The 24,688-nt window shown below is 54.0% G+C and carries 24 protein-coding genes and 7 tRNA genes; 2 read left to right on the top strand and 29 right to left on the bottom strand.

Annotated features, from left to right (window positions below; all coding sequences use genetic code 11):
- The 9 genes from rlpA to leuS form a co-directional block, all read right to left on the bottom strand.
- Positions 1 to 648, bottom strand: a 648-nt coding sequence (gene rlpA / locus DD606_RS12770) for an endolytic peptidoglycan transglycosylase RlpA (RefSeq protein ID WP_129258732.1), incomplete at its 3' end; no start/stop codon positions are given.
- A 16-nt stretch (positions 649 to 664) separates the two neighbouring features.
- Positions 665 to 1,777 carry a peptidoglycan glycosyltransferase MrdB gene (gene mrdB, locus DD606_RS12775; RefSeq protein ID WP_015571139.1) on the bottom strand — a complete coding sequence of 371 codons (1,113 nt, stop codon included), beginning with the start codon at positions 1,775 to 1,777 and terminating at the stop codon, positions 665 to 667.
- A 2-nt stretch (positions 1,778 to 1,779) separates the two neighbouring features.
- Positions 1,780 to 3,681, bottom strand: a complete 1,902-nt coding sequence (gene mrdA, locus DD606_RS12780) for a peptidoglycan DD-transpeptidase MrdA (RefSeq protein WP_015571138.1) — start codon at positions 3,679 to 3,681, stop codon at positions 1,780 to 1,782.
- A 28-nt stretch (positions 3,682 to 3,709) separates the two neighbouring features.
- Complete coding sequence (gene rlmH, locus DD606_RS12785; RefSeq protein ID WP_003858701.1) at positions 3,710 to 4,177, bottom strand: 23S rRNA (pseudouridine(1915)-N(3))-methyltransferase RlmH; 468 nt, start codon at positions 4,175 to 4,177, stop codon at positions 3,710 to 3,712.
- Between the two features lie 3 nt (positions 4,178 to 4,180).
- The gene (rsfS, locus tag DD606_RS12790) at positions 4,181 to 4,498 is read right to left on the bottom strand and encodes a ribosome silencing factor (RefSeq protein ID WP_003858696.1); all 318 of its coding nucleotides are present in this window, start codon (positions 4,496 to 4,498) and stop codon (positions 4,181 to 4,183) included.
- Between the two features lie 268 nt (positions 4,499 to 4,766).
- Positions 4,767 to 5,432 (bottom strand): nicotinate-nucleotide adenylyltransferase, encoded by a 666-nt coding sequence (gene nadD / locus DD606_RS12795; RefSeq protein WP_003858694.1) that lies wholly within the window; start codon positions 5,430 to 5,432, stop codon positions 4,767 to 4,769.
- On the bottom strand, positions 5,425 to 6,456 hold the full coding sequence (gene holA / locus DD606_RS12800; protein ID WP_022650603.1) for a DNA polymerase III subunit delta: 1,032 nt from the start codon (positions 6,454 to 6,456) through the stop codon (positions 5,425 to 5,427). The genes nadD and holA overlap by 8 nt, the downstream gene beginning before the upstream one ends.
- The gene (gene lptE / locus DD606_RS12805) at positions 6,456 to 7,025 is read right to left on the bottom strand and encodes an LPS assembly lipoprotein LptE (protein WP_022650604.1); all 570 of its coding nucleotides are present in this window, start codon (positions 7,023 to 7,025) and stop codon (positions 6,456 to 6,458) included. The genes holA and lptE overlap by 1 nt, the downstream gene beginning before the upstream one ends.
- A gap of 14 nt (positions 7,026 to 7,039) precedes the next feature.
- On the bottom strand, positions 7,040 to 9,622 hold the full coding sequence (gene leuS / locus DD606_RS12810) for a leucine--tRNA ligase (protein ID WP_022650605.1): 2,583 nt from the start codon (positions 9,620 to 9,622) through the stop codon (positions 7,040 to 7,042).
- A 214-nt stretch (positions 9,623 to 9,836) separates the two neighbouring features.
- On the opposite strand from leuS, the gene DD606_RS12815 reads away from it, so the two are divergent.
- Positions 9,837 to 10,316, top strand: coding sequence for a zinc ribbon-containing protein (locus DD606_RS12815; RefSeq protein ID WP_129258745.1), 480 nt, complete (start codon positions 9,837 to 9,839; stop codon positions 10,314 to 10,316).
- Between the two features lie 130 nt (positions 10,317 to 10,446).
- Here the strand turns inward: DD606_RS12815 and DD606_RS12820 are convergent, their stop codons facing one another.
- The 13 genes from DD606_RS12820 to miaB all read right to left on the bottom strand — a co-directional run bounded on the left by DD606_RS12820 (position 10,447) and on the right by miaB (position 22,410).
- Positions 10,447 to 10,926, bottom strand: a complete 480-nt coding sequence (locus tag DD606_RS12820) for a type VI secretion system tube protein TssD (protein ID WP_023324317.1) — start codon at positions 10,924 to 10,926, stop codon at positions 10,447 to 10,449.
- A 234-nt stretch (positions 10,927 to 11,160) separates the two neighbouring features.
- Entirely contained in the window at positions 11,161 to 11,436 is a 276-nt protein-coding gene (locus DD606_RS26445; RefSeq protein WP_032628170.1) for a hypothetical protein, read from the bottom strand.
- Between the two features lie 126 nt (positions 11,437 to 11,562).
- Positions 11,563 to 11,859: a hypothetical protein gene (locus tag DD606_RS26450; protein WP_032628366.1), complete on the bottom strand. Its 297-nt coding sequence runs from the start codon at positions 11,857 to 11,859 to the stop codon at positions 11,563 to 11,565.
- 305 nt (positions 11,860 to 12,164) lie between these two features.
- Positions 12,165 to 13,100 carry a pyrimidine-specific ribonucleoside hydrolase RihA gene (rihA, locus tag DD606_RS12830; RefSeq protein ID WP_129258734.1) on the bottom strand — a complete coding sequence of 312 codons (936 nt, stop codon included), beginning with the start codon at positions 13,098 to 13,100 and terminating at the stop codon, positions 12,165 to 12,167.
- A gap of 119 nt (positions 13,101 to 13,219) precedes the next feature.
- On the bottom strand, positions 13,220 to 13,945 hold the full coding sequence (locus DD606_RS12835; RefSeq protein ID WP_006809622.1) for an amino acid ABC transporter ATP-binding protein: 726 nt from the start codon (positions 13,943 to 13,945) through the stop codon (positions 13,220 to 13,222).
- Positions 13,945 to 14,619: a glutamate/aspartate ABC transporter permease GltK gene (gene gltK / locus DD606_RS12840; protein WP_003858686.1), complete on the bottom strand. Its 675-nt coding sequence runs from the start codon at positions 14,617 to 14,619 to the stop codon at positions 13,945 to 13,947. The genes DD606_RS12835 and gltK overlap by 1 nt, the downstream gene beginning before the upstream one ends.
- Positions 14,620 to 15,360, bottom strand: coding sequence for a glutamate/aspartate ABC transporter permease GltJ (gltJ, locus tag DD606_RS12845; RefSeq protein WP_015571133.1), 741 nt, complete (start codon positions 15,358 to 15,360; stop codon positions 14,620 to 14,622). It abuts the gene before it with no gap.
- A gap of 155 nt (positions 15,361 to 15,515) precedes the next feature.
- Positions 15,516 to 16,421 (bottom strand): amino acid ABC transporter substrate-binding protein, encoded by a 906-nt coding sequence (locus tag DD606_RS12850; RefSeq protein WP_003858681.1) that lies wholly within the window; start codon positions 16,419 to 16,421, stop codon positions 15,516 to 15,518.
- 383 nt (positions 16,422 to 16,804) lie between these two features.
- Positions 16,805 to 18,343: an apolipoprotein N-acyltransferase gene (lnt, locus tag DD606_RS12860; RefSeq protein ID WP_023315631.1), complete on the bottom strand. Its 1,539-nt coding sequence runs from the start codon at positions 18,341 to 18,343 to the stop codon at positions 16,805 to 16,807.
- A 5-nt stretch (positions 18,344 to 18,348) separates the two neighbouring features.
- Complete coding sequence (corC, locus tag DD606_RS12865; RefSeq protein WP_129258737.1) at positions 18,349 to 19,227, bottom strand: CNNM family magnesium/cobalt transport protein CorC; 879 nt, start codon at positions 19,225 to 19,227, stop codon at positions 18,349 to 18,351.
- A gap of 84 nt (positions 19,228 to 19,311) precedes the next feature.
- A complete protein-coding gene (gene ybeY, locus DD606_RS12870; protein WP_003858677.1) occupies positions 19,312 to 19,779 on the bottom strand; it encodes an rRNA maturation RNase YbeY in 468 nt (155 codons plus the stop codon).
- Positions 19,776 to 20,822, bottom strand: coding sequence for a PhoH family protein (locus tag DD606_RS12875; protein WP_003858674.1), 1,047 nt, complete (start codon positions 20,820 to 20,822; stop codon positions 19,776 to 19,778). The genes ybeY and DD606_RS12875 overlap by 4 nt, the downstream gene beginning before the upstream one ends.
- Before the next feature lie 163 nt (positions 20,823 to 20,985).
- Positions 20,986 to 22,410, bottom strand: coding sequence for a tRNA (N6-isopentenyl adenosine(37)-C2)-methylthiotransferase MiaB (gene miaB / locus DD606_RS12880; protein ID WP_003858672.1), 1,425 nt, complete (start codon positions 22,408 to 22,410; stop codon positions 20,986 to 20,988).
- Positions 22,411 to 22,545: 135 nt separating this feature from the next.
- Here miaB and ubiF point away from each other — a divergent pair, with 135 nt between their 5' ends.
- Positions 22,546 to 23,721, top strand: coding sequence for a 3-demethoxyubiquinol 3-hydroxylase (gene ubiF / locus DD606_RS12885; protein ID WP_003858670.1), 1,176 nt, complete (start codon positions 22,546 to 22,548; stop codon positions 23,719 to 23,721).
- Positions 23,722 to 23,829: 108 nt separating this feature from the next.
- Here ubiF and DD606_RS12890 read toward each other — a convergent pair.
- The 7 genes from DD606_RS12890 to DD606_RS12920 form a co-directional block, all read right to left on the bottom strand.
- Positions 23,830 to 23,904: transfer RNA gene (locus tag DD606_RS12890), tRNA-Gln, on the bottom strand.
- Between the two features lie 34 nt (positions 23,905 to 23,938).
- Positions 23,939 to 24,013, bottom strand: a tRNA-Gln gene (locus DD606_RS12895).
- A 41-nt stretch (positions 24,014 to 24,054) separates the two neighbouring features.
- Positions 24,055 to 24,131: transfer RNA gene (locus tag DD606_RS12900), tRNA-Met, on the bottom strand.
- A gap of 17 nt (positions 24,132 to 24,148) precedes the next feature.
- Positions 24,149 to 24,223 (bottom strand) — tRNA-Gln (locus DD606_RS12905).
- Positions 24,224 to 24,255: 32 nt separating this feature from the next.
- A tRNA-Gln gene (locus DD606_RS12910) sits at positions 24,256 to 24,330 on the bottom strand.
- A 23-nt stretch (positions 24,331 to 24,353) separates the two neighbouring features.
- Positions 24,354 to 24,438, bottom strand: a tRNA-Leu gene (locus DD606_RS12915).
- 8 nt (positions 24,439 to 24,446) lie between these two features.
- Positions 24,447 to 24,523, bottom strand: a tRNA-Met gene (locus DD606_RS12920).
- Between the last annotated feature and the right edge of the window lie 165 nt (positions 24,524 to 24,688).

Below are 24,688 nucleotides of genomic sequence, written 5' to 3' on the forward strand. Positions count from 1 at the left end.
CTGCGCGGGCACTGCCGGCGTTGAAGCGCCCCCCATACCACCGCTCAGATCCGGGCGAGCGGGCAGGGCATAGGTCTGTTTCGCGACCGTGGTACAGGCCGTGCCCGGGCCAGACAGCGAACCATCCTGCGCCACGATAATTGGGTCGATACGCACTTTAGTATTGTTTGAGGTGTTCAGACGGTCGGCCGCCGCGCGGGACAGGGAGATCACGCGATCGGTGCCGTAAGGACCGCGATCGTTGATACGCACCACGATCATTCGGCCATTCGCCAGGTTAGTGATGCGTGCATAGCTCGGGACAGGCAACGTCGGGTGTGCCGCCGTGATCTGCATCGGATCGAAGGTTTCACCCGACGCGGTCAGGTTGCTACCGGGCTCAGCGTCATAGATGGCAGCAAAGCCAGCCTGGCTGAAACGGGAAGGATCCTGAACGATTTTATAGCTTTTACCGTCGCGCTGATAATCCTGATTCACGCTGGCGTTCAGCGGTTCATAAACGGGATCGGCACCGCTAATCTCGACAATCGGGCCATTACAGACCGCAGGCTGCGGCGGCGCGACGGTTGCCTGTTGCTGACCATCATCACTTGTACAGGCGGCAAGTAAACTTGCTGCGATGCAGATCCCCAGCCACTGCTTACGCATTGCGATCCCCTTATTTTTATACGCTTTTGGACAACATTTTCCTGTGGGTATGGATCGACATGACGATACCAAACCCGGCCATCAACACGATCAGTGCCGAGCCCCCATAACTCACCAGCGGCAGCGGTACGCCGACAACCGGCAGAATCCCACTCACCATACCAATATTTACGAAGACATAAACGAACAAAATCAACATTAATCCGCCTGCCATCACGCGACCAAAGGTGGTTTGGGCGCGTGCGGCAATCCACAAACCTCGCATGATCAGCAGCACGTAGAGTGCAAGCAGAACCAGGATGCCAACCAGCCCTAACTCCTCAGCCAGAACGGCAAAGATAAAGTCGGTGTGGCGTTCCGGTAAAAATTCGAGCTGCGACTGCGTACCGTGCAGCCAGCCTTTGCCGCGCAGGCCGCCGGAGCCAATCGCAATCTTCGACTGAATAATATGATAGCCTGCGCCCAGCGGATCGGTCTCGGGATCGAGCAGCATCATAACGCGCTGACGCTGGTAATCATGCATCAGGAAGAACCAGAGGATAGGGATAAACGCGGCAACCAGCACCACGGCGATACCAATCAGACGCCAGCTCAGGCCGGACAGGAACAGGACGAACAGGCCGGAGAGGGCGATAAGAATCGAGGTACCGAGGTCCGGCTGTGCGGCCACGAGCAGCGTCGGCAGGAAAATCAGCACCAGCGCAATGGCGGTATTTTTCAACGACGGCGGGCAGACGTCGCGGTTAATAAAGCGCGCCACCATCAGCGGGACGGCGATTTTGGCGATTTCCGACGGCTGGAAGCGGACAATCCCCAGATCCAGCCAGCGCTGTGCCCCCTTCGAGATGGCGCCGAAAGCATCTACTGCCACCAACAAAATGATACAGAAAATATAGAGATAGGGCGCCCAGCCCTCGTACACGCGCGGCGGTATTTGCGCCATCACCACCATAATAACCAGACCCATGGCGATCTGGCCGATTTTACGCTCCATCATGCCGATATCCTGGCCGCTGGCGCTCCAGATAACGAGGGCGCTATAGACCAGCAGAGCCAGCAGAATCAGCAGCATGGCTGGGTCAATGTGGATCTTGTCCCACAGCGATTTTTTATTCGGATTATCCGTCATGATTATTGGTCCTCCGCCGCAGCGGCTGCCGGGTTTTCAGCTGGCAGTTCGGTGTTGTTGTCACCCAGCATGATGTGGTCGAGGATTTGACGCATGATGGTACCCACCGCCGGGCCTGCGCCGCCGTTCTCCAGAATCATCGCCACCGCAACCTGCGGGTTATCATAAGGGGCAAACGCCGTCATGAGCTTGTGGTCACGCAGACGTTCGGCAATTTTATGTGCGTTGTAAGTTTCATTCGCTTTAAGACCGAAGACCTGAGCCGTACCTGATTTCGCGGCTACCTTATACGGTGCGCCAGCGAAATATTTGTGCGCCGTCCCGTTAGGGCGGTTGGCTACACCGTACATGCCGTCTTTCGCGATTTCCCAGTATCCGGAATGAATGTCACCCACCGGCGGCTCGTGCGGCTGTATCCATGGCACTTTTTTGCCGTCTTCAACGGTGCTTTGCAGCAGGTGCGGCACTTTCACGACGCCATCGTTGATGAGGATCATCATCGCCTTGTTCATTTGCAGCGGCGTTGCCGTCCAGTAGCCCTGGCCGATCCCCACCGGAATGGTGTCACCCTGATACCAGGGTTTTTTAAAGCGCTTCAGCTTCCATTCGCGGGTTGGCATGTTGCCGGAACGCTCTTCCGCCAAATCTATACCGGTGTAATGCCCGTAGCCGAACTTGCTCATCCATTCAGACAGACGGTCAATACCCATGTCGTAGGCGACCTGATAGAAGAAGGTATCCGCCGACTCCTCCAGTGATTTGGTCACGTTCAGATGGCCGTGGCCCCATTTTTTCCAGTCGCGGTAGCGTTTCTCAGAGCCAGGCAACTGCCACCAGCCGGGGTCAAACAGACTGGTATTACGGGTGATGACGCCCGCGCTCAGCGCAGACACGGCGACATACGGTTTAACCGTTGAAGCTGGAGGATAAACCCCCTGCGTCGCGCGGTTTACCAGCGGCGTGTTTGGATCGTTGAGCAGGCCGGAGTAATCCTTGCTGGAGATGCCATCCACGAAGAGGTTCGGATCGTAGCTTGGCATCGAAACCATCGCCAGAATGCCGCCGGTACGCGGGTCGGTCACAATAACCGCAGCACGGCTACCCGCCAGCAGCGTCTCGATATACTGCTGTAGCTTCAGGTCGAGCGTCAGATAGACGTCATGCCCCGCCTGCGGGGGCACCTCTTTCAGCTGACGGATCACGCGGCCACGGTTGTTAACTTCAACCTCTTCATACCCGGTCTGACCGTGCAGCACATCTTCGTAATAACGTTCGATCCCCAGCTTGCCAATATCATGGGTTGCGGCGTAGTTAGCCAGCTTGCCGTCTTTATCAAGGCGTTCGACGTCTTTATCGTTGATTTTGGAGACGTAACCAATGACGTGCGTCAGCGCGGAGCCGTAAGGATAGTAGCGGCGTTTATAGCCTTTGACTTCCACTCCGGGGAAACGGTACTGGTTAACGGCAAAACGGGCGACCTGCACTTCTGTCAGGTTGGTTTTTACCGGAATGGAGGTGAAGCGGTGAGAACGTGCGCGCTCTTTTTTGAACGCAGCGATATCGTCATCAGTCAGGTCGACAACGCTTCTCAGCGCGTTCAGGGTATCCTGCACGTTATCCACTTTCTCGGGCATCATCTCTATCTGGTAGATGGTGCGATTAAGCGCCAGCGGCGTGCCGTTACGATCGTAGATAATGCCGCGGCTGGGCGCGATGGGCACCAGCTTGATACGGTTTTCGTTTGAGCGGGTCTGGTAATCGGTATAGCGGACAATTTGCAGATTATAAAGGTTGGCGATCAGCACGCCGGTAAGCAGCAAAATCCCCGTAAAGGCGACCAGCGCCCGGCGCACAAACAGCGCGGACTCAGCCGTATAGTCGCGAAAAGAATTCTGTAGTTTCATCCGCTGCTTAAATTACCCTGGTCAGTCATTACTCGCGGTGATAAGGGTGGTTGGTAGTGATGCTCCATGCGCGATACAAACTTTCTGCCACGAGAACCCGTACAAGCGGGTGGGGCAGCGTCAGCGCCGAGAGTGACCAACTTTGTTCTGCTGCCGCTTTGCAGGCGGGAGATAACCCCTCTGGTCCGCCAATCAACAGACTGACGTCCCGACCATCCTGCTTCCAGCGCTCCAGTTCGTGCGCCAGCTGCGGCGTATCCCAGGGTTTGCCCGGGATATCGAGGGTCACGATGCGGTTTTTGCCTGCGGCAGCCAGCATCAGCTCTCCCTCTTTATCGAGAATACGTTTGATATCTGCGTTCTTGCCGCGCTTTCCTGCTGGGATCTCCACCAGTTCGAACGGCATATCTTTTGGGAAACGACGCAGATACTCAGTAAAACCGGTTTGTACCCAGTCCGGCATTTTGGTGCCGACGGCGACCAGTTGCAACTTCACGCATTAACCCCAGAGTTTTTCCAGCTCATACAGGCGACGACTCTCTTCCTGCATGACGTGGACAATCACATCGCCGAGATCGACAACCACCCAGTCAGCGGTCGCTTCACCTTCAACGCCCAGCGGAAGCAGCCCTGCCGCGCGCGATTCCTGAACAACATGGTCAGCAATCGAAACAACGTGACGAGTTGAGGTGCCGGTGCAGATGATCATGCAGTCGGTGATGCTGGATTTACCCTTAACGTCGATAGCGATGATGTCCTGACCTTTCAGGTCATCAATTTTGTCGATAACAAAATCCTGGAGTGCTTTACCCTGCAAGTTTTCCCCCTGGGTGAATGAGATTGTACAACTATGAATTCGTGGCCAGTCAGTATACCTGAACTGACGCCAGTCGCGGGACAAATGTCACCGCCCGGCTTTTGAAGGCGGGTATCATCCCACCCTCCGCCTGAGATTGCATCGCCATTTTTGTAAAACAATTTCTGTAAAGCAGCGATCGGCGGGAAAGTCTGGCAGCGGAGGATATCAGTATGGCTTAGCCTGTCAAGGCAGGATAATCATTAACGGACAATTTCGCCGGCGATGCTCAGACATCTGTACTTTTCTGATACAGACCGTGCGCATGGATATAGGCCAGCACGGGCGAGGGGAGGAGATCGTCACAGTCTAAACCCTGCTGGAGACGCTCGCGGATGAGGGTCGCGGAAATATCAAACCACGGCGTTTCAGCGAGGTAAATTTTCCCGGCGGGGAGACTGTGCAGGTCTTCTATATTGTCCGTCAGATGTGCGTCAAGCCACTGCTGATGCTGCGCGTCGCGCATGGTCAGCGGGTAGCCCGGACGGCGGCAGACCAGCAGATGACTGTTTTCCAGAATGGTTTCGTACTGGTACCAGCTGGGAAAGTTGAGCAAGGAATCCTGGCCGATGATAAACGCCAACGGTTTCATGGGCCCCTGCTCAGCGCGCCACTCCCGCAGCGTTTGCGATGTCCAGGAAGGGGTATCTCTACGCAGTTCACGCTCATCCAGTGTGAAGAGAGGCTTATCGGCGATAGCCAGCGCGAGCATCGCTTTACGCTGCTCGCTGGTTGCTTCTGGCTGAGGACGGTGCGGCGGAACATTGTTGGGCATGATGATCACCCGCTGCAAGCCAATCAAATTCGCGAGGATTTCTACCGGCTTAAGATGCCCATAGTGCACCGGGTCGAAGGTCCCGCCATACATTGCCTGTAAAGAATGCATATCACCCATCGATAAATACGTCTGCCAGAGCCTTATGGCAGAGCAGCAAAGAGAGACTCTCCAGCTCCGCCCAGACAGACTGACCGTAATCCTGTTTTAACGTCAGTTCGGCGCGCATCAGAAGTTGCACTGCCTGACGCAACTGCTCCTGGCTAAGGCGGTTTATCGCCTCCGTGGTCATCGCCCGACGGTTTTGCCAGACGCGATGTTTGTCGAATAAGGCGCGCAGGGGCGTGTGTGCTGACTGGCGTTTAAGGTTGTTCAGCAGCAGTAATTCGCGCTGGAGCGTACGGAGAAGGATGACCGGCTCACTCCCTTCCAGGCGCAGCTGTTGCAGGATGTGCAGAGCACGTTTACTTTTCGCCGACAGCAGCGCATCAACCCAGTGGAAGGGGGTAAAGTGCGCGGCATCATTCACCGCCTGTTCCACGCGCGGCAGCGTCAGCTTGCCATCGGGCCACAGCAGGGCGAGCCTGTCCAGCGCCTGCGCCAGTGCCAGAAGGTTGCCTTCGTAGCAGTAGCACAGGAGCTGACTGGCGGCCTCATCCAGCTGCAAATTGTGCTGCTTTGCTCGCGCGGCAACCCATTTTGGCAGATGCGCCTGCTCTGGAGTCTGGCAGGAGACAAGCACCGCACTGGGGGTTAGCCGGGTAAACCAGGCAGCGTTTTCCTGCGCTTTTGTGAGTTTGTTGCCGCGTACGATAAGCAGCAGATCGCCGTGTAACAAACTCACCAGCATAGCCAGCTGTTCATTGATGGCAGCGTTAGGACCATTCTCAGGCAGCAGGATCTGGATTGTCTGACGAGAGGCAAACAGGCTCATGGCCTGACAAAGCGAGAAGATAGCGTTCCAGTCGGTACTGTTATCGATCTGGAACGTATGATGCTCATCAAAACCCTGCGCGGCTGCCGCATGGCGAACCGCATCAAGGCTTTCCTGTAGTAACAGGGGGTCGTTGCCGAGTAGCAGATAGGCCGCGCGCAGCCCTTCGTTGAGCTGCGCGCGGAGTTGTTCAGGATACAACCTGATCATCAGTTACCCAGAGACGTTGGCATATCCGGCGTGCTGGCATCCGGTGTTTCGATAACGTCAGCGCCTTTTTTCGTCGACGCGGCAATGGCAGGCAGCCTGCGGATCAGCTGTTCCGCGGCCTTATCATACATTTCCTTGATGATAATCTGCTGTTCGGCGTCTTTTGCCAGCGCCGTCTGCGGGTTATCGAAGAACGAGCGGTAGACTTTGGTATTGATAGGGTAAATATCTTTACCTGGCATCAAGACGGCCGCATCAACGGTAAGCACCATCTGATATTCCGCCGTCCGCCCATCCTGGAAGATCGAGGCCGTATCTTGTGACAGCGTTGATTTCAGGACACGGAGCGAAGGAACATCCTGACGTAGGGTTCCCTTCTCGATCAGCTTAACATCGTTCAAACGCAGCTGGTTACGAATGGCCCGGCTCAGCGGTCCGTTCGGATCGGATGAGTCGAAGATCATCGTTTTCATCTGCGCAGGCACTGCCGTGGTGTTGCGCAGGTGCCAGCCGCAGCCAGCGGTGACAAGCACCGCCAGAGATAAGAGTATTGTTGCCAGTTGTCGCACGTTTCCTCCCGCGCTTAGCCAACGACCAGATTCAGCAGTTTACCAGGTACGTAGATCACTTTACGTACGGTAACGCCCTCAAGGTATTTAGCGACCAGATGCTCCTGGCCTGCGCGCTCGCGAACCTGTTCTTCGGTTGCGTCGACCGCGACGGTAATTTTACCGCGCACTTTACCGTTAACCTGCACCACCACCAGCGTGGTGTTTTCCACCATAGCGGATTCATCCGCCACTGGCCACGGCGCATTGTCGATATCGCCTTCGCCTTTCAGCTCCTGCCACAGGGTAAAGCTAACGTGCGGCGTGAACGGGTTAAGCATGCGAACGACCGCCAGCAGCGCTTCACGCATTAACGCGCGATCCTGCTCGCCGTCCTGCGGGGCTTTCGCCAGCTTGTTCATCAGTTCCATAATAGCCGCAATTGCAGTATTGAAGGTCTGACGACGACCAATATCATCGGTGACTTTCGCAATAGTTTTATGAACATCACGACGCAGCGCCTGTTGATCTTCAGTCAGTGCAGCTACGTTCAGCGCTGGCGCATCGCCCTGAGAGGTGTGCTCGTAAACCAGTTTCCAGACGCGCTTCAGGAAGCGGTTGGCCCCTTCAACGCCGGATTCCTGCCACTCAAGGGTCATATCTGCCGGGGAGGCGAACATCATGAACAGACGCACGGTATCCGCACCATAACGCTCAACCATCACCTGCGGGTCGATGCCGTTATTTTTAGACTTGGACATCTTGCTCATGCCGGTATAAACCAGTTCATGACCTTCAGCGTCTTTCGCCTTCACGATACGGCCTTTCTCGTCGCGCTCGACAATCGCATCAACCGGAGAAACCCAGTTACGCTCGCCGTTCGCGCCAACGTAGTAGAACGCATCTGCCAGCACCATACCCTGACACAGCAGCTGTTTTGCCGGCTCGTCGGAGTTGACCAGGCCTGCGTCACGCATCAGTTTGTGGAAGAAGCGGAAGTAGAGCAGGTGCATGATGGCGTGTTCAATGCCACCGATGTAAATGTCTACCGGCAGCCAGTAGTTTGCTGCATCAGAATCCAGCATGCCTTCTTTGTACTGCGGGCAGGTGTAGCGCGCATAGTACCAGGAGGATTCCATAAAGGTGTCAAAGGTGTCGGTTTCACGCAGCGCTGGCTGACCGTTGACGGTGGTTTTCGCCCACTCAGGATCGGCTTTGATCGGGCTGGTGATGCCGTCCATGACCACGTCTTCCGGCAGGATCACCGGCAGCTGATCTTCTGGCGTTGGCATCACGGTACCATCTTCCAGCGTCACCATTGGGATTGGCGCACCCCAGTAACGCTGACGGGAAACGCCCCAGTCGCGCAGACGGTAGTTCACTTTACGCTCGCCCACGCCCAGGGAGGCCAGCTTGTCGGCGATGGCGTTGAAGCCCTCTTCAAAGCTCAGGCCGCTGAACTCACCGGAGTTAAACAGGGTGCCTTTTTCAGTCAGCGCTTGCTCAGAGAGATCGGGTTCAGAGCCGTCAGCAGCAAGAATAACAGGCTTGATGGTCAGGCCGTATTTGGTGGCAAATTCGTAGTCGCGCTGGTCGTGACCCGGCACGGCCATCACGGCGCCTGTGCCGTATTCCATCAGTACGAAGTTGGCGGCCCAGACAGGGATCGCTTCGCCCGTCAGCGGGTGGATCGCTTTGAAGCCGGTATCAACGCCTTTTTTCTCCATCGTCGCCATGTCGGCTTCGGCCACTTTCGTGTTGCGGCATTCGTCGATAAAGGTCGCCAGTTCTGGATTGTTTTCTGCCGCTTTCTGCGCCAGCGGGTGACCTGCGGCCACGGCCAGGTAGGTCGCGCCCATGAAGGTGTCCGGGCGGGTGGTGTAGACGGTCAGGGTTTGATCGTAGTTCTCAACGTTGAAGGTAATTTCCACACCTTCGGAACGGCCGATCCAGTTGCGCTGCATGGTCTTAACGGTATCTGGCCAGTGGTCCAGATTGTCCAGATCGTTCAGCAGTTCGTCAGCGTAGGCGGTGATTTTGATAAACCACTGCGGGATCTCTTTACGCTCTACTTTGGTGTCGCAGCGCCAGCAGCAGCCATCGATAACCTGTTCGTTCGCGAGAACGGTCTGGTCATTTGGGCACCAGTTAACGGCAGAGGTCTTCTTGTACACCAGGCCTTTTTTATACAGCTCGGTGAAGAACTTCTGCTCCCAGCGGTAGTATTCCGGGGTACAGGTTGCCAGCTCGCGGCTCCAGTCATAGCCGAAGCCCAGCATTTTCAGCTGGTTTTTCATGTACGCGATGTTGTCGTACGTCCACGGAGCCGGTGCCGTGTTGTTTTTCACCGCCGCGCCTTCAGCAGGCAGGCCGAACGCATCCCAGCCGATAGGCTGAAGAACGTTTTTGCCCAGCATGCGCTGGTAGCGTGCAATCACGTCACCGATGGTGTAGTTACGCACGTGGCCCATGTGTAGTCGACCAGAAGGATAGGGAAGCATCGACAGGCAGTAATACTTCTCTTTGCTCTCGTCTTCGGTTACTTCAAAGGTGCGCTTCTCGTCCCAGTGTTGCTGGACTTTTGATTCTATCTCTTCCGGGCGGTATTGCTCTTGCATGGCAGCCAGTGGTCCTGTGTTCAATACAGCTACAAATGTAGCCAATGGATGTGGTAATTCAGATCCGCATAGCATAGCCCAAACGCCCGCGTCAAAACAGCCTTTCACGCAAATGCACTTTGCAGGAATTTACCGGGTCTGTGCTTCACCTGACAAAGCGGCGGCGAAATAAGGTCTATTATTAGAGACAGTTACTTACCCGGGAGGCAAAATGATGAACAAGGTTGCTCAATTTTACCGTGAACTGGTAGCGACTCTGACGGAACGGCTGCGTAACGGCGAGCGTGATATCGACGCGCTGGTCGAACAGGCACGCGCACGCGTGACGCAAACGGGTGAGTTAACGCGAACCGAAGTGGAAGAGGTGACGCGCGCCGTGCGCCGTGACCTGGAGGAGTTCGCGCGAAGCTATGAAGAGAGCCAGGACGAGATCGCCGACAGCGTTTTTATGCGGGTCATCAAAGAGAGCCTGTGGCAGGAGCTGGCGGATATTACCGATAAAACTCAGCTGGAATGGCGTGAGGTGTTTCAGGATTTAAACCACCACGGTGTCCACAGCGGCGAAGTAGTGGGGTTGGGGAACCTGGTGTGTGAGAAGTGCCACCACCATATCGCCGTGTATACGCCGGAGGTGTTGTCGCTGTGTCCGAAGTGCGGGCACGACCAGTTCCAGCGTCGGCCGTTTGAGCCGTAGGTAAAAGCAAAACTGTTTGCACCCTCTCCCTGTGGGAGAGGGTCGGGGTGAGGGCATCAGGCCGCAGAATAATAAGCCAGCCGCTCCGCCAGTAAATATCCAAACGTTTCCCGAAAGATTTCCACCCTCTTTAGGCTGTGACCCTTTCATTCCACGAGTCTTTGTACATTATGTTTCCTTCAGTGTACTTCCATTCTATAGACTCATAGCGAATTTCAACTTCTTCCATATGCTTACTTGCAATACCTACTGGAAATAGAACGGGGGAGATTTGAGTTATCTTTACATTTTCCAGCTTTATATTGAAATATTCCAGTTCTATTCCTGCATCATTAATTTTATACATTTTTATTAAAGCTTCTTTCAGTATTCTTCCTTCGCATACGGCTCTGAATAGATAGGGTGTGAGCCGGTCTATCTCTTTTTTAAATCTAATCGGTACATGAAGACGTGTTCCAGTCAGTTTCCCTGTATTATGGTCTGTAGGAATCCATACCGAATGATTAAAGGACTTAAGCTCAGTGGAACCCAATCGTGATGGCATTAAACACTCTCCTGTCAAAGGTGAGCCATTGTCATCGATGAGCCAAATATGTGCCGGGATAGTCATTTCATTCTTTTCCGTTGTAAAAAAATATTAGTGAAAATGTCAGTGTTACTATCAAGGCGATAATTCCAAATGCAATTTTGTTATTATCGACAAAAATAGAAACCAAAATGGAGATTATGGCTATAAGGAAAATTATTCCACAGCCTATAATATTGTTGATGCAATCATCTTTGATATTATTATAAAAACGCCTGATATATCTTCTTAATAGATTATTCATCAAATTAAGCATTTTCACATCATTCTCTTAAGTGCTCTGACAATTTCTTCATCAGATGCTGTGCTAATATTTAGATAGCAAGACTTCATGATCATGGGTTCGATCAAGAAATACATCATTTCTAACCCCTCTCTATATAAGGCGTTATAAAATATTGGGCAGAAATTTTTTAGATTATCTGCGCTATCAGCAGCACGTTGTACAATCCCATAAATATTCAGTCCTCCTATGACCCACCCAACTCTGCTTCCTATTTTTTTCATTAATGCATTCTGAACAGATAAATTCATTTTGTTTCCGTAGCATATATATGATGTTATAAAGTAAATCAAACCATTTTTGAAATGTATTTAATGGAATAGTTTTTGGCGAATGGCGTTAAGTTTTCAAGGATTGTTTTCTTTTCTACATCGCTTTTATTTTTTAAGAGGGTTTCTATATATATTCAACATTCGAAATATAACATTTCTATGTTTGACTAGTTCATATAGAGCGCAAATAAATCTGACATCTTCAGAACCAAGTTTTTTACAAACATCTTGATAATTTTCTGTAAGACAGGATGTATAATAAAGTAAGCGTGTTGTGGCATCGCCAAGACCATTTACATAATCTTGTACACCTTCTTTAACGCCTATTAACGCTTTATCTAACCGCACAGCTAGCTCTTTGTCAGTTCCAGGTTGCTTGATAATTTCTTCGCTGTAATACATAACGTGCTCCCTTGCTATGTTCATTCGATCATCGAACATGTCCTTGCGAAGCAAAGTGATGTTTATCTCACTTTTGAAAGTATCCATAAAAGAATTCATTGTTTTTATTTGAGGAGTGAATCAGTAGCAAGTAATAATAATTGTGACAAATGGGTGGGGCTAATGGTTTAGCTATTATCAAATAAAAGCGTTCTGTTTTTTCTTGCTTGTTTTATTTAATGAAGTTTTTAGTATGAGGGAGGCATGATAAGGGCATTAGGCAGCAGAACCGCCTAAAATGCCCAATAATGTACTGTTTTTTCGGACTACATATAATAAGCCAGACGCTCCGCCAGCAAATCCACAAACGCTTCCCGATCGATATCCACCATCACCGTGGTATTCGGCTTGTTTCCCGTCAGCGAGTAATAGTCCACCACCGTCATTCCCTGGGTATATTTCCCCTGTGTTTCCACACCAACCCAACGCTCGACCGTGGTAAACATTTCCGGCTTCAGTAGCCAGGCGATGGTGCATGGGTCATGCAGCGGGGCACCGTGGAAGCCCCACTTCTCGGCTTTGTGATACTCCATAAAGAAATCGAGCAGCTCTGCCAGGGTTGTTGCAACCGGGTTGCCCACAGAACGGAATCGTTCAATGTCCTGCGCCATAATTTGTGCGCGGTGGGTAACGTCCAGCCCCGCCATCACAATCGGCAGGCCCGACTGGAAGACGATTTCCGCGGCTTCCGGGTCAACGAAAATGTTGAACTCCGCGGCTGGCGTCCAGTTCCCCAGCCCCATTGCCCCGCCCATGATGACGATACGGGCGATGTTGCTGTGCAGTTCAGGATGGCTGTTCAGCAGCAGCGCAACGTTGGTCTGCGGGCCGGTCGCCACCAGCGTCACGGGCTCTGCGCTCTCACGCAGCACCTTCGCCATGAGCTCGACGGCAGTGCAGTTTTGCGGTGCGAAATCCGGCTCCGGCAGCGCCGGACCATCCAGCCCACTTTCACCGTGAACGTTATCCGCAATGATCAGCTCGCGCATCAGCGGCTTAACGGCGCCACCTGCGACAGGAATATCGGTGCGTTTCAGCAGCGTCAACATGCGCAACACGTTTCGCAAGGTTTTATCCGGCGTCTGGTTTCCGGCGGAGGAGGTGACAGCTTTTACGTCCAGTTCAGGGGAAGCAAGAGCAAGGACGAGTGCGATCGCGTCATCATGACCCGGATCGCAGTCGAGAATAATTGGCTGTGCCATAGCGTTCTCCATTCTCAGCATTATTTGTGACAAGGTTAACGCTGCGATGTGACGCCGAATAGAAAAAGAGATCTAAAGCGTGAAGCAGTGCGCAATCCGCAGATTGCGCACTAAAAAGATTAATGCAGGATTTTGGCGAGGAAGTCTTTTGCACGTTCAGATTTAGGATTTGCGAAGAACTCTTCTTTTGGTGAGTCTTCAACAATTTTCCCTTCATCCATGAAGATCACGCGGTTGGCCACTTTACGGGCGAAGCCCATTTCGTGCGTCACCACCATCATGGTCATCCCTTCGTGCGCCAGCTCCACCATGACGTCCAGTACTTCGTTGATCATCTCAGGATCGAGCGCGGACGTCGGCTCATCAAACAGCATAGCCACCGGATCCATGCACAGCGCACGCGCGATTGCCACACGCTGCTGTTGGCCGCCCGAAAGCTGCGCCGGGAACTTATCCGCATGTGCAGACAGCCCGACGCGTTCCAGCAACTTCAGCCCCTTTTCGCGCGCCGCTTTTTTGTCGCGCTTCAGCACTTTCACCTGCGCCAGCGTCAGGTTCTCAATGATGGAGAGGTGAGGGAACAGCTCAAAATGCTGGAACACCATCCCTACGTGGGAGCGAAGCTGGGCAAGGTTGGTTTTGCGGTCATTCACTTTGGTGCCGTTAACGACAATCTCGCCCTGCTGGACAGGTTCCAGCCCATTAACGGTTTTGATAAGCGTGGACTTACCGGAACCGGACGGACCGCATACCACCACCACATCGCCTTTTTTCACTTCTGTTGAGCAGTCGGTCAGCACCTGAAAGTGCCCATACCATTTAGAAACATTTTTCAGGGAAATCATTATACCGTCCTTTTCTTCAGCCAGCTGACCAACAGCGATGCGCTTAAACTAATCACAAAATAGACCCCGCCCGCGAAGAGGATCATCTCAACCTGCGTTCCGTCACGTTCGCCAATGGTGGAGGCGGTACGGAAGAAGTCTGCCAGGCTCAGCACGTAGACCAGGGAGGTATCCTGGAACAGGACGATGCCCTGCGTCAGCAGCAGCGGAACCATGGCGCGAAACGCCTGCGGCAGAATAATGAGCTTCATAGACTGCCAGTGCGTCATACCGAGCGCCAGCGCAGCGCTGGACTGCCCGCGCGAGATACTCTGAATACCGGCGCGGATGATCTCTGAGTAGTAGGCGGCTTCAAACATGGAAAACGCCACCATGGCAGAGATCAGGCGGATATCGGTCTTTGGCGACAGTCCCAGTACGTTCTGTAAAAAGCCGGGAACAATCAGATAAAACCACAGCAGCACCATGACCAGTGGAATGGAGCGGAACACGTTAACGTAAGCCGTGGCAAACCAGGCGAGCGGCTTAAAGCTCGACAGGCGCATCACTGCCAGCAGGGTGCCCCAGACAATACCGACGATAATGGCGATAACGGTGATCTTTAAGGTGATTGCCAGTCCATCCAGCAGATAGGGCATGGAGGGAACAATGGAACTCCAGTCAAAATCGTACATTTATTTGCCCCCCAGATTGCCCGGCAGGCGTACTTTGCGTTCAACCAGGTTCATCACCAGCATGATGAATGCGTTAATCAGAACATAGGCGAGCGTGATCGCCGTGAAGGATTCCCATGCGTGAGCGGAATAATCCAGCAGTTTGCCCGCCTGCGCCGCCATATCTACCAGACCAATGGTTGAGGCGATAGCCGAGTTTTTTACCAGGTTCATCATCTCGGAGGTCATCGGCGGAACGATGACGCGGTAAGCGTTCGGCAGCAGTACGTAACGGTAGGCCTGAGGCAGAGTCAGGCCCATCGCCAGTGCCGCATTCTTTTGCCCGCGCGGCAGTGACTGTATGGCGGCACGTACCTGCTCGCAGACGCGCGCAGCGGTGAACAGCCCCAGACACAGCATAGAGGAGACAAAAAATTGTACGTTAGGATCCAGCTCGGCCTTAAACCACATGCCGAGATCTTCCGGCAGCAGTTCCGGGATCACCAGATACCAGGTAAAGAACTGCACGATCAGCGGAACGTTACGGAACAGTTCCACATAGAGCGTGCCAATCGAAGAGAGAAAACGGTTAGGGACGGTACGCAGAATACCGAACAGCGAACCGACAAGAAACGCGATAATCCACGCCGTTATCGATAACGCAACGGTAACCTGAAAGCCGCTCCACAGCCAGCCGAGATAGGTGGTGTTGCCGAACGGGGCTTGTTGCAGAAAGATGCCCCAGTTCCAGTCAATTGACATAGTAAACTCCAGAAAAAAAAGGGTAGCAGCGCTACCCTCGAAGATTGGTGAGAAGCTCAATTTTTGCGCTGAGTGGGGAACGACCACTCAACGTATAGTCTGTCCATGCTTCCCGACAATCGAGAGGGCAGGAGATCCCGCCCCTGTCGTTCTAATTAGTTAAGAGCTTTGTCGTTTGGTGATTTGAACAGCGCTTTCATGTCGTCAGACAGTTCAAAGTTCATGTTCAGGTTTTTTGGTGGAATTGGGTTCTTGAACCATTTGTCGAACCATTTTGCCGCTTCGCCGGAGGTTTGCGCCTGAGCGATGGTGTCATCGATCAGTTTCTTGAAGTCCTCGTCACCTTTACGCAGCATACAGCCGTAGGCTTCTTTCGACTGGGCGGTACCGACGATTTCCCAGTTGTCTGGTTTCTTCGCCTTGGCGCGCTCGCCTGCCAGCAGAGCGTCATCCATCATAAACGCGACGGCACGGCCGCTTTCCAGGGTACGGAAGGAGTCGCCATGGTCTTTCGCGCTGATGATGCGCATGTCCATTTTCTTTTCGTCGTTCAGCTTGTGCAGCAGCACTTCGGACGTGGTACCGGAGGTCACGACAACCGCTTTGCCTTTCAGGTCAGCAAAATCTTTGATGTCGCCGCCTTTCTTCGTCAGCAGGCGGGTGCCCACAACGAAGATGGTGTCCGAGAACGCGGCCTGTTTCTGACGCTCAAGGTTGTTGGTGGTTGAGCCACATTCAAAATCAAATGTGCCGTTTTGCAGCAGAGGAATACGGTTCTGTGAAGTGATGGGGATCAGCTTCACTTGCAGGTCAGGTTTGTTCAGCTTTTTCTTCACGGCTTCAACGATGGCGTTGGAGTAATCCTGTGAATAGCCCACGACTTTTTGCGTGTTGTCGTAGTAAGAGAACGGGACAGAAGATTCACGGTGGCCGACCACGATCACGCCGTTTTTGGCAATCTTGTCGAGAGTGCTTCCTGCTGCCGGAGCGTCTTCAGCGTGGACAACCCCCGCAGACATTCCCATAACCAGCATTGCTGTGGCCAGTTTACGTAATTGCATACCCAACTCCTTTCTTATCAGCGCCAGTGACGCATAGATACCCATTGTGATGTTGTTATATCTCGCGCAATGCGAGTGCAGTGTTATGCAAGCTTGTTAACATTTAGTCTGGCTTAATGTAAAGATTTTGCTGCGTTATTGTTTATTTTTGCGAAGCGCGCCGCACCATTCAGAGGCAATAATCCCTCGTTGCACCGTTTCGGTGCTACCGATGATCTACGCTGGTGCGACAAGGCTGCACGTTAAGCCAGACAGCGTTGATGTAATTAAACAAAGCAACAGGCGTGCCAGAATTGAAGTTTGGGAGGAAATTGTCGGGCGGCGCCGGCGCCGGAGAGCAGGCCGGGTAAGGCGTAGCCGCCACCCGGCAACAGAAGGTAAGGTTATTTACGACGCTGACGCAGGCTCATCAGCACTGCGCCAAAGCCGAACAGCACGGTCAAAATCCACAGCGGCCAGTTCCCGGTGCGCGCGTAAGGCGTAAGCCCGGTAGTTGGCGTGACGTTAGTAGTCAGCACCTCACGGGTAAATTGCGGGATCATGGCCTGGATTTCACCCTGCGGACCAATCACGGCGGTAATGCCGTTATTGGTGCTGCGCAGCAACGGACGTGCCAGCTCCAGAGAGCGCATTCGCGCCATCTGGAAGTGCTGCCACGGGCCAATCGATTTACCGAACCACGCATCGTTTGAGATGGTCAGCAGATAGTCAGTGTCCGGGCGGAAATTATCGCGCACCTGCTCGCCGAGGATAATCTCGTAGCAAATGGCGGCCGTCAGGGCAAAACCGTGCGCATGCAGCTGCGGCTGAACGTAAGGGCCCCGGCTGAATGAGGACATCGGCAAATCAAAGAACGGTGCCAGTGGGCGCAGAATAGACTCCAGCGGAACAAATTCGCCAAACGGTACAAGGTGGTTTTTGTTGTAGCGATTGGTGGAGGTATAGCTGTATTCGCTGCCCTTACCGAGCGTAATGATCGTGTTGTACGTGTCATAGCGGTTCTGCTGATTGAGACGCGCATCCACAATTCCGGTGATCAGCGTACTGCCGCGTGCGCGCAGCAGATCGTCCATCATCTTCAGGAAGGGCTGCTGATTGATCTCCAGGTCTGGGATCGCAGACTCAGGCCAGATGATGAGCTGCGATTTGCCCATCACCTTTTCAGTGGCGTTGGCGTAGATTTTCAGCGTGTTCAGCAGCTGATTCTCATCCCATTTCAGGGACTGCGGGATATCGCCCTGGACCAGAGAAACCTGCGTGGCGCGCGCGGGCTCCAGCGTAAACCACTGGATATAACGCAGCGGGAAGGGCAGGGCAAACAGGATTAACGCGGCAACCAGCGGCTTCCAGTTACGTGTCACCAGGGCCAGCACCAGCAGGCCGCTGACGATCATCAACAGGAAGTTGATGGCTTCCACGCCCATGACCGGGGCCAGGCCTTTCAGCGGGCCGTCTACCTGGCTATAGCCGAACTGCAACCACGGGAAGCCGGTCAGTACCCAGCCGCGCAGAAATTCGGTGATTTGCCAGACAACGGGTGCCGCTATCGCCACGCGCAGCCAGGTCGTTTTTGGCCACAGGCGAGACAGGATGCCCGCGAACAGGCCAGTGTAGAGCGAAAGATAGGCGGCGAGCAGCACAACCAGGAAGACGTTAACCGGCCCCGGCATTCCGCCAAATTGCGCGATACTGACGTAGACCCAGTTGATACCAGAGCCAAACAGTCCCAGCCCCCAGAAGTAGCCGATGGCCGCGGCCTGTACCGGACGACGGTTCAGGGTAAGCCCCTGTAGCCCCATCAGGGAGAGAATAGCGGCTGGCCAGATATCGTAAGGAGAAAAAGCCAGCGTACCGCTGGCTCCGAGTAACAGCGCCAGCAGCAAACGGACGCGCTGGCGTTCAAAGAGTGGGGCAAATGCCATTTACATTAATCTTCCAGTTTTGGCACCGGTGAGTCGTCCGGCATTCTGACGTGAACCTGAATAATACGTCGGCTGTCAGCCATTGCGACCTTGAACTGGTAACCATCGATGTCAACGGTTTCACCGCGGGCCGGAAGATGGCCGAAGGCCTGCATCACCAGACCACCAATGGTGTCCACTTCTTCATCTCTGAAGCTGGTGCCAAAGGTATCGTTGAAGTCTTCAATGGAGGCCAGCGCGCGCACGGTCCAGGTGTGGCGGCTCAGCTGACGGAAGTCGATATCCTCTTCTTCGTCATACTCGTCTTCGATTTCGCCCACGATCAGCTCAAGGATGTCTTCGATTGTGACCAGACCGGAAACGCCACCAAATTCATCAATAACAATCGCCATGTGATAGCGCTGGGAGCGAAACTCCTTCAGCATCCGATCCACACGCTTACTTTCCGGCACAACCACGGCCGGGCGTAACACCTTTTCCATACTGAAGGCTTCGGCATCGCTGCGCATAAACGGCAGCAGATCTTTCGCCATCAAAATCCCTTCAATGTGATCTTTATCTTCGCTGATGACCGGGAAACGTGAGTGAGCCGATTCGATAATCACATCGAGGCACTCGTCCAGCGTCTGGTTGCGTTTCAGGGTAATCATCTGCGAGCGGGGGATCATGATGTCGCGGACGCGCTGGTCGGCGATGTCCATCACCCCTTCGAGCATTTCGCGCGTATCTTCGTCGATAAGGTCGTTCTGCCCGGAATCACGAATCAGCTCCAGCAGTTCATCACGGTTTTTCGGTTCGCCGTGGAAAAGCTGGTTCAGAATGAGGGAGAAAAATCCCTTTTTAGTGGTTGTCGTGTCGCTACTGTGTGAATTGTCGTCGCTCATGGCGTTTGTTAAGGGTTCTCTTGTTAGTTCAACGTTAACCGCCGCGCTATGTCCCTGCGCGGCGGCATGGTAGTCAGTGACTGACTATTCTTTCTCGGCAATGTACGGATCCTCATAGCCCAGAGCAAGCATTATCTCTGTCTCGAGGGATTCCATCTCTTCCGCTTCGTCATCTTCAATATGGTCGTAACCCAGAAGATGCAGGCTACCGTGCACCACCATGTGTGCCCAGTGCGCTTCCAGCGGCTTTTGCTGCTCTTTGGCTTCCTGCTCAACCACCTGACGGCAGATGATCAGATCGCCCAGCAGCGGCATCTCAATGCCCGGAGGGGCTTCGAACGGGAAAGAGAGCACGTTGGTCGGCTTATCTTTCCCGCGGTAGGTCAGGTTGAGCTCATGGCTTTCTGCTTCATCCACCAGGCGAATCGTGACCTCTGATTCTTCCTGAAACTGGGGGATAACGGCATCCAGCCATTTCTGAAACTGTGCCTCTTCTGGCATGCCGGAATTATCTTCACAGGCCAGCTGTAAATCGAGGATCACCTGACTCATTTCTGTTCATGCTCCTGCGCTTCGCGCTTACGTTCTGCGGCCAGTTCGGCCCTGCGCTTCTGATCTGCCTCTTCCCAGGCCTCATAAGCGTTAACGATACGCGCGACCACCGGATGGCGTACCACGTCTTCACTGTGGAAGAAGTTGAAGCTGATTTCCTCTACCTCGGCCAGGACTTCGATGGCGTGACGCAGACCCGATTTGGTGTTACGCGGCAGGTCAATCTGGGTGACGTCACCGGTGATAACCGCTTTCGAGTTAAAGCCAATACGCGTCAGGAACATCTTCATCTGTTCGATAGTGGTGTTCTGGCTCTCATCCAGAATGATGAACGCGTCGTTAAGCGTACGGCCACGCATGTAGGCCAGCGGGGCCACTTCAATCACGTTACGCTCGATGAGCTTTTCAACTTTCTCGAAGCCGAGCATTTCGAACAGCGCGTCATACAGCGGGCGCAGATACGGGTCGACCTTCTGGCTCAGATCGCCCGGCAGGAAGCCCAGTTTTTCACCGGCTTCAACAGCAGGGCGGGTCAGCAGGATACGGCGGATCTCCTGACGCTCAAGCGCATCGACCGCAGCAGCAACGGCCAGATAGGTTTTACCCGTACCCGCCGGGCCCACGCCGAAGGTGATGTCATGGTCGAGAATATTGGCGATGTACTGCGCCTGGTTCGGGGTACGAGGCTTAATCACGCCGCGTTTAGTTTTGATGTTGATGGCTTTGCCATAGTCCGGCACGCTCTCCGCGCTCTGCTCAAGCACGCGCGCCTCTTTGATGGCCAGGTGGATCTGTTCAGGTTCAATGTCCTGGATCTCACCGCGCATCGGGGCGGTATCAACATACAGGCTGCGGAGAATATCTGCCGCGGCGTTAACGCAGATTGGGCGTCCGGTGAGTTTGAAATGGTTATCGCGACGATTGATTTCGATACCCAGACGTCGCTCCAGTTGTTTGATGTTGTCATCAAACGGCCCGCACAGGCTCAGCAGGCGAGCGTTGTCTGCGGGCTCAAGGCTAATTTCACGCGTATCTATGTTCAAACTGTTCCTCTTTAATTGGTTAACTGACCTGTGGCCACACGGCGTAATAAAACGGTCATTACCGAAATTATTCACGCCACAGAATAAAGGCGCAAGCGTTGCGGTAGATATTGGGGGTGATGAGAGGAAATACAAGGCCTGCCGGACAGGCAGGCCAGGAGGATCACGGCTGGTAAATACCTACGCCAGAGTCGTTGACCTTGCGGGTGCGAGAGATAACGGATTCCGGAGTCTGTGCAATTCGCAGACCCATTTCATCCTCAGTGCGTACCACCTTCCCGCGCAGCGAGTTCGTGAGCACTTCGACAATCTCGACGTCCACAAACTTACCGATCATGTCCGGGGTGCCTTCAAAATTCACCACGCGGTTATTTTCGGTTCGACCAGACAGTTCCATGATGCTCTTACGGGAGGTGCCTTCCACCAGAATACGCTGGACAGTGCCGAGCATGCGACGACTCCAGGCGTTGGCCTGCTGGTTGATACGCTCCTGTAGAATATACAGACGCTGCTTTTTCTCTTCTTCCGGTACATCATCAACCATATCGGCCGCAGGGGTGCCCGGGCGCGCAGAGAAGATAAAGCTGTAGCTGACGTCGAAATTCACCTCGCCGATGAGCTTCATGGTGCGCTCGAAGTCATCAGCGGTTTCGCCAGGGAAGCCGACGATAAAGTCGGAGCTAATCTGGATATCCGGGCGCGCTTCACGCAGCTTGCGGATGGTGGACTTATACTCCAGCACCGTATGTGGACGACCCATCAGGTTCAGCACGCGGTCAGAGCCGCACTGGATAGGCAGGTGCAGGAAGCTCACCAGCTCTGGCGTATCGCGATAGACGTCAATAATGTCGTCGGTAAATTCCATCGGATGGCTGGTGGTAAAACGAATGCGGTCGATGCCGTCAATCGCCGCCACCAGACGCAGCAGTTCAGCAAAGCTGCCGGTGGTACCGTCGTAGTTTTCCCCGCGCCAGGCGTTCACGTTCTGCCCCAGCAGGTTCACTTCGCGAACGCCCTGCGCGGCAAGCTGCGCGATTTCAAACAGGATATCGTCTGCCGGGCGGCTCACTTCTTCACCGCGGGTGTAAGGCACCACGCAGTAAGTACAGTATTTGTTGCAGCCTTCCATGATGGAGACGAAGGCGGTCGGGCCATCAGCGCGCGGCTCTGGCAGACGGTCAAATTTCTCGATCTCCGGGAAGCTCACGTCAACCACCGGGCTACGGCTGCCGCGAACCTGATTAATCATCTCTGGCAGGCGGTGCAGGGTCTGAGGGCCAAAAACGATATCCACATAGGGGGCTCTCTGGCGGATCAGCTTACCTTCCTGCGATGCGACGCAGCCACCCACGCCAATGATCAGGTCCGGATTTTTCCGTTTGAGAAGCTTCCAGCGGCCTAACACATGAAAGACTTTTTCCTGTGCTTTTTCACGAATTGAACAGGTGTTCAGCAGCAGCACATCGGCTTCTTTCGCATTTTCAGTCAGCTGGTATCCGTGGGTGGTATCCAGCAGATCGGCCATCTTCGATGAATCGTATTCGTTCATCTGACAGCCCCAGGTTTTTATATGGAGTTTTTTAGTCATCGACTTGCTCAGCTCAGGATTGCAAGCCGCGTATTGTAATGCTTTGGTGCGGTTGTGACCAGTATGAAGGTTGTCAACCTCAGGGCCGCAAAAATCCGGTAAACTTAAGGTATTCTTCAATAAGGAATAGTGACCATGACACTCCTGAACACCGAAGTTGCCGTTGTTGGCGGCGGTATGGTCGGCGGCGCACTGGCGCTGGGGCTGGCGCAGCAGGGATTTGACGTAACCGTTATTGAACAGGCGGCTCCGCCGGCATTCGATCCTGCCAGCCAACCGGACGTACGTATTTCCGCCATCAGCGCGGCCTCTGTTGATCTGCTTCGCGGGCTGGGCGTCTGGGAGGCGGTGCTGGCGATGCGCGCGCATCCTTACAGCCGTCTCGAAACCTGGGAGTGGGAAAATGCTCACGTGTCGTTTGATGCCGCCGAGCTGAAACTGCCGCGCCTGGGCTATATGGTGGAAAACAACGTGCTCCAGCAGGCACTCTGGCAGGCGCTGGAGGCGCACCCGAAGGTGACGCTGCGCGTGCCGGACTCGCTGAAAGGCCTGCATCGTCATGAGGGCGGGTATCTCCTGACGCTGGACAACGACGATGAGCTGGCCGTGAAGCTGGTGGTGGGGGCGGATGGCGCGAACTCGCAGGTCAGGCAGATGGCAGGCATTGGGATCCATGCCTGGCAGTACCAGCAGTCCTGCATGCTGATCACTGTTCAGTCAGAAAACGCGCCGGGCGAAAGCACCTGGCAGCATTTTACGCCGAACGGCCCGCATGCATTCTTACCGCTGTTTGATAACTGGGCTTCGCTGGTGTGGTACGACAAACCGGCGCGCATTCGACAGTTGCAGGGGCTGTCCATGGATCAGTTGCAGCGCGAAATCCGCCAGCACTTCCCGAGCCGTCTGGGCAACGTGACCCCGGTTGCCGCCGGCGCATTCCCGCTGATGCGACGCCATGCGTTGCAGTATGCCCGTGAAGGACTGGTGCTTGTGGGGGACGCGGCGCACACCATTCATCCGCTGGCGGGGCAGGGGGTGAATCTGGGATACCGTGACGTCGATGCGTTACTGGATGTGCTGGGTAACGCTCGCGCCCACGCGGAAGCCTGGGCCAGCCATCAGGTTCTGAAGCGCTACCAGACGCGCCGTATGGCGGATAACTTCATTATGCAGTCGGGGATGGATCTGTTCTATGCCGGGTTCAGCAATGATGTTGGTCCGGTGCGTATAGTGCGCAATATTGGATTGATGGCAGCGGAACGTGCCGGTGGTCTGAAGCGTCAGGCCCTGAAGTACGCCCTCGGACTCTGATCTTTATTCCCTCTCCCCGTGGGAGAGGGTTAGGGTGAAGGCATCAGGCCGCACTATTCTGAACAACAAAAACAAAAAAGCCCGCAGAGCGGGCTTGTTTGTTTAAAGTGGCTGGGGTGCAGGGATTCGAACCCCGGAATGCTGGTATCAGAAACCAGAGCCTTACCGCTTGGCGACACCCCAATTGCGTTAAACAAACTGCTTAACGACTTTAAAGTGGCTGGGGTACGAGGATTCGAACCTCGGAATGCCGGAATCAGAATCCGGTGCCTTACCGCTTGGCGATACCCCAACAATGTTCAGTTTACCGAATCGTATTCGATAACGTAAATATGGTGGCTACGACGGGATTCGAACCTGTGACCCCATCATTATGAGTGATGTGCTCTAACCAACTGAGCTACGTAGCCAGTACTGCAATCTTCGATGGCTGGGGTACCTGGATTCGAACCAGGGAATGCCGGTATCAAAAACCGGTGCCTTACCGCTTGGCGATACCCCAATACCGCGGAGAACCGCATGATCGAAGAAATATGGCTGGGGTACCTGGATTCGAACCAGGGAATGCCGGTATCAAAAACCGGTGCCTTACCGCTTGGCGATACCCCATCCGTGCAACGCTTACCTGGGAATGGTGCGGGAGGCGAGACTTGAACTCGCACACCTTGCGGCGCCAGAACCTAAATCTGGTGCGTCTACCAATTTCGCCACTCCCGCAAAAAAGATGGTGGCTACGACGGGATTCGAACCTGTGACCCCATCATTATGAGTGATGTGCTCTAACCAACTGAGCTACGTAGCCATCTTTTTTTCGCGTTACCTTATCGGCGTTGCGGGGCGCATTATGCGTATAGACCCTTGCAGCGTCAACACCTTTTTCAATGAAAATAGCCGGAATGTGACTGTTTGGTTAGGTTGCGAACAGCGAGGCCGAATATTCGACAATTATTGGTTATTAATCGATTTT

It is taken from the genome of Enterobacter cloacae complex sp. GF14B, assembly GCF_004136805.1.
GTDB lineage: Bacteria > Pseudomonadota > Gammaproteobacteria > Enterobacterales > Enterobacteriaceae > Enterobacter > Enterobacter hormaechei_C.